This window comes from Blautia faecis, from assembly GCF_027662325.1.
Lineage (GTDB): Bacteria > Bacillota > Clostridia > Lachnospirales > Lachnospiraceae > Blautia_A > Blautia_A faecis.
Genome location: NZ_JAQDKY010000073.1, coordinates 2,933 through 7,402, shown reverse-complemented (window position 1 = coordinate 7,402; position 4,470 = coordinate 2,933). Strand labels below are relative to the sequence as shown.

The window sequence follows — 4,470 nt, the reverse complement described above, 5'->3', positions numbered from 1 at the left end:
CTGCTTGTAAACCAGATATATTTCCGGTGATTTATAGGATTGTCAACACGTATCTGAAAACCTGCTATTTTTCTATCAAGGGAATACACCGGACACAGATAGTCCTGGTTTCCCTCATAAAAAGCTGCTTCCCATATACCAGACCGGTTCCGGAAAAAACCTGGGGTTCCATCCAGCCTTAAACCTTTTTCCAACAGTTTTTCTGCTATAGAAACAGAATTTTCAGGTTCAATACTTTTATATCCTTTTTGTTCCAGTTCCTTTATTTCTATGTCAGCTGCACCGCGTCTTTTAAAATCCTTTCTATGGCGCTCCTGAAGCTTTAAAAGGGAAAGCAGTTCCCGGTACACAAAATCCAGGTACTCGGGTGATCTTTTAGGCACCGCCTCTTTCATGCCAGAACTGGCTGTTATCTTTTTATACCCATTTCCTGTCACCTGCCTGTTAAGTTCCAGCCGTTTCCGGATATCCTGATAAGCTTCCTTGCACCGGTCTGCTCCATAAAATCCCATAATGTCTGCATACAGGGTAAGCATATTTCCGCTTTCCCCACAGTGGAAACAGTTAAAAACATTTTTCATTTCTCCATTTTTACTGACACAAAAACTGCATTTTCCTCTGGTGTCACCGCAGTATGGGCATTCCACCGGGAATTCCTGGGCGGTGCCGCCATCAAGACAACGGATGGATAACAGCCACGCCACTTCTTTTATGGTAAATGGATGTTCGTACATGATTCCTCCTAAAAAATGTGGCTCCGTATTTCCGGAGCCACAATCATTTTATGCTGCTATTTTTTTATGATCTTCGTAATCCATAATAATCTTCGCAGCCTCCCTCATTTCGTTATTGCTTCCTTTATATCCGCTTCCCATCCATCTTAAAGTTTTGGGACCGTCTGGTTTATACAAAATTTCACCAAGGGACATTCCACTAAATAAGCCAAAGTTACATATTACTTTTTTCGCTTTTTCCACATCATCCTCTTCTGAATCCATAGGGAAATCTTCTGCAGTCTCTTCTTCCTTCTCGTCGTCAAATGGATTTTCATCTTCGTCACTGACAAGGTGAAACTCTTCCTCTTCCTGGTCTGTCTCTTCAAAAACCTCTTCTGGGTTCTTTTCTTCCATGTCAAACTGCATCTGGCCTGGTAAATTATCATCATTATCCTGTAAATCACGGATCTCGTCAGGACTGATTTCAAGATCAAAAGAATCTTCCGAAATCTTAACAGTCTGTTTGCCACTCACTGCATTGCCATTACGAACTGTCTTTGAGGTAAGTTTTTCGTTTCGATTTAAAGACTGTCCGATTTCTTCAGCAGAAGCCTCAGCAGAACCAGATTTCGGGGGATGTTCTGGTTTTTCTTTGGCTTCCTTCTTTTTGGGCTCTGATTTTACAGCATTAGTAACCGAAACCGTTTTCTTAGGGGATAAGTCTGGTTTCGTGTTTTCTACTTTGTTTTGTGTTTTTTCTTTTTTTGTTTTGTCGCCATCCGGAGCAGGGCCGCGCATGTCCGGATCCTCGGTGTTTGCCTGGACGATGTTATACTTATTTAATAGATAATATTTCAGTCCATAGCTCCAGGCCGCACCTTTGGCTTTGTCCGGAACCTCATTGGTTCCGACCACATGAATGTCACTGTAACTTTTTTCATTTGGACGATCTGCATTTACCCAGCAGAGCTTCAGATCTGCTTCATACCGCCATAAATTGCCAAATGGTATCAGATATACCTGGTTTCCGGAAGGATCCACCTGGGTGGGCTTTTCGGTAAGTACCTCAAAATCCACTCCATATTTCGTAAGCGCCGGGGTAAGGTATTCATAAATATCATCCAGCCGCACAAAATCATAAGGTACTTCTTCGCTGTACCGTTTCCGTATCAGCTTTGGCACCATCTTTCTTATTTTGATCATCTTCTGAGTCAGATTCAGATACTCAAATTTACTCATAAATCCATTTCCTCCTTCATGCTGCCTTTTTTTGCAGCTCTTCCATTTCTTCGCGGACACATCCAAGGTAGATCCTTTTCTGGGAAATCTCCCAAAGAGATTCCTTCAGCCATTTATCTGCAATCATTTGTACAGCCTTCTCGTGGTGGTTCAGGCAGTAAAGAAACATTACATCCGTGTACTCCACCTGCATCTTTGCAAAGGAAAACTTTGGACTGTAAAACAGCTCCTCCGGCTTTATTTTGGCCTTCAGGTATCTTTTGGAAGTTTCCTGCACCTGTGTCCGGTTTATATTAGGAAAAAGGCTGTCCCTCTGGTTTTGGTACTTTAACAGGAGCTTGTCCCATTTTGTATCAATCAGATTTTTCACCAGATGGGTGACCCTGCCTTCCACTTCTTTTTTAAGATTTTCCCTGGTTGGAAAAATAAAATCGGCAGGTATCCCGACTGCTTCATAAAAAGCAGTGTCCACTTCATACAAAAAATAATCCGGCAGATAAAGTACACCACAAAGTTTTGGTTCCTTAAGCTGTAAACAATCCTTTTCCTTGGAATCAACTGCATAAAACACTATGCAGTCCTCTTCCTGGCATTTTAGTAATAGCCGACCGTGAAACATTTTGAAGCTGTGCACCGGGTCCTGTATCCACTGGAGTAGTTTCTTAGATTCTTTTGCTTTCATAAGCCAATCCGGATACTGCATAATTTCCTCCTACATACAAAAAAGACAGGATTTCCTGCCTTCGTCTGTTTTTCCTAATATTTAATTTCACCTGGAATGTCAAGTTCATGCCAGCGCCTGTTTACACAGGCTGCCACTTTTTCTTCCAAAAGAAGCAGTCCCCGTTCATTGGTTTCCTGCTGTCTTGCGATTGAAATAACATCACAGATTCCACAATAGATTTCATAGGCACTGCAAGGTTGCTCTCCAGCTGATGCGCGGTAGCGTTCTACCGTTTCTGCAATCAGCTTTTTGGAAAAGCCTGCCTGCTTCATGACACCGATCATGGCATTTGCAGGATGATTCACCCAGATATCACAAAGCTGCAAAACCTCCTGTACGGCTGCCTTATAATATTCAAAAATGGATGCCATATTTTGGTTGAAATCTTCGGTTCCCTTGCAATTTTTATGGCGTACTTTCAGGGTTTCTCCTAATATAATGTACTGGTCATTGACAGACACCGTATAAAATATATTGGCACCGGAGCTTCCTACATCAGATGTGCTGATCCTGACTGACGCAGACAGTTCCCCATTAAAAGTTTTCCCATAACGTCCTAATAATTCCTGATAAGATTCGTTCAGCCGCTGGTCCCTTAACTCCCATGTTGCATTTACCAGATTGTGGTCTGCACATCCGGACTTAAAGGCAGCTGTTTCAAAATCACTATAGATATAAGCTCCTGCAATTGTGTAGACCTCCGGCATGGACATAATTGAATAATCCTTTTCATCACCAGATAAAACTGCCCGCACCTTGCCTTCACAAAAGCGGAGTAGGGATTTTCCCTTAGAAACTTTCAGGCATTCATTCAGAATATAGGCAAGGGTTTCCTTGTCCAGTTCTGCAAGTGCCTTTCCATCAATTCTGGCTCTGCCTTTTAAGCTTTTGACTGCGGATATCCCAAGAAAGCAGCTGCGGTCCGTAGTCTTTATCAGCAAGCCGGAATTTTTCAGGGTATCATCTTTTAAATATTCCAGATCAATGTTTCCAATCGGGGAGCAGATGCTATTTTTTGTTACTGCTTCTACCTTCAGATCCTTACTCTGTGCACGGAACCATTCAGCCCTTTTCTCAACATCATCCAGATATCTATAAAAAGCAGATTCCTCTTTAAATGTCACGTTAAAATCATCCTTATAGTACATAGCCCCTCCTTTGAGTTCAGGATATGAGCTTTACTACAATGGATCTGATACGTCCATCTGCAATCTGGAAAAAATATCCATCCTTTGCCATGTCAAGCAGCACTCCAAGTTCTAATAAATTTACATCATCCCAGTTTACTTCCTGCATAAATCTTCTCCTTTTCTTTTTGGGTTATTTGGCACTTCTTTTTTTCATTTTGACCAGTACAGTCTCTTTGATTTTTCTCATTCTGGCTCCTCCTTTTCATTTATTTAACAAAAAAAGACACCAAAAGAAAACCTTTCTCTTCGCGTCTTCCAATGTTCCAAAGTATTTGCTGGTTTTAGGGCGAACTGCCCAAAAGATAAACATCCGGAATGTCCGGATCCAAATGAAAGATCAACCATATAATGGCTGATAAAATATGATTTCATTTATAGGTTACCACAAGATATAGTGGCTGTCAAACACATTTTTTGTATATTTTGTGTTTCAAAATTTATTAGCTCTTACGCTTCTTCCCCTGTTGTAAGAGGGACAATATTCACGGCAATTTCCCTGCCATTTTCATCGGCACCTACTTCAAACTGTACAGGCTGCTTGCCGGAAAGCCTTTTAAAACCTTCCATTTTAATCTGGGAGAAATGGGCAAAGTAATCTTCC

General features: G+C 41.5%; 5 protein-coding genes and 1 pseudogene. All 6 read right to left on the bottom strand.

Annotation, left to right across the window (positions count from 1 at the left end; translation table 11 throughout):
* Positions 1–734, bottom strand: a pseudogene (locus tag PGQ38_RS18760) (hypothetical protein); the annotation flags it as partial.
* 48 nt (positions 735–782) lie between these two features.
* On the bottom strand, positions 783–1,955 hold the full coding sequence (locus tag PGQ38_RS18755) for an ERF family protein (RefSeq protein ID WP_204453218.1): 1,173 nt from the start codon (positions 1,953–1,955) through the stop codon (positions 783–785).
* Positions 1,956–1,971: 16 nt separating this feature from the next.
* Positions 1,972–2,658 carry a hypothetical protein gene (locus PGQ38_RS18750; protein ID WP_204453221.1) on the bottom strand — a complete coding sequence of 229 codons (687 nt, stop codon included), beginning with the start codon at positions 2,656–2,658 and terminating at the stop codon, positions 1,972–1,974.
* A 53-nt stretch (positions 2,659–2,711) separates the two neighbouring features.
* The gene (locus PGQ38_RS18745) at positions 2,712–3,827 is read right to left on the bottom strand and encodes a hypothetical protein (RefSeq protein ID WP_204453224.1); all 1,116 of its coding nucleotides are present in this window, start codon (positions 3,825–3,827) and stop codon (positions 2,712–2,714) included.
* A 16-nt stretch (positions 3,828–3,843) separates the two neighbouring features.
* Entirely contained in the window at positions 3,844–3,975 is a 132-nt protein-coding gene (locus tag PGQ38_RS18740) for a hypothetical protein (protein ID WP_264295819.1), read from the bottom strand.
* A gap of 341 nt (positions 3,976–4,316) precedes the next feature.
* A partial coding sequence (locus PGQ38_RS20280; protein WP_270433083.1) for a cold-shock protein occupies positions 4,317–4,470 on the bottom strand: 154 nt, incomplete at its 5' end.

Coding starts and splice junctions, on each gene's coding strand:
- PGQ38_RS18755 (WP_204453218.1), bottom strand. CDS start 1,955: ATGAGTAAATTTGAGTATCTGAATCTGACTCAGAAGATGATCAAAATA.
- PGQ38_RS18750 (WP_204453221.1), bottom strand. CDS start 2,658: ATGCAGTATCCGGATTGGCTTATGAAAGCAAAAGAATCTAAGAAACTA.
- PGQ38_RS18745 (WP_204453224.1), bottom strand. CDS start 3,827: ATGTACTATAAGGATGATTTTAACGTGACATTTAAAGAGGAATCTGCT.
- PGQ38_RS18740 (WP_264295819.1), bottom strand. CDS start 3,975: ATGCAGGAAGTAAACTGGGATGATGTAAATTTATTAGAACTTGGAGTG.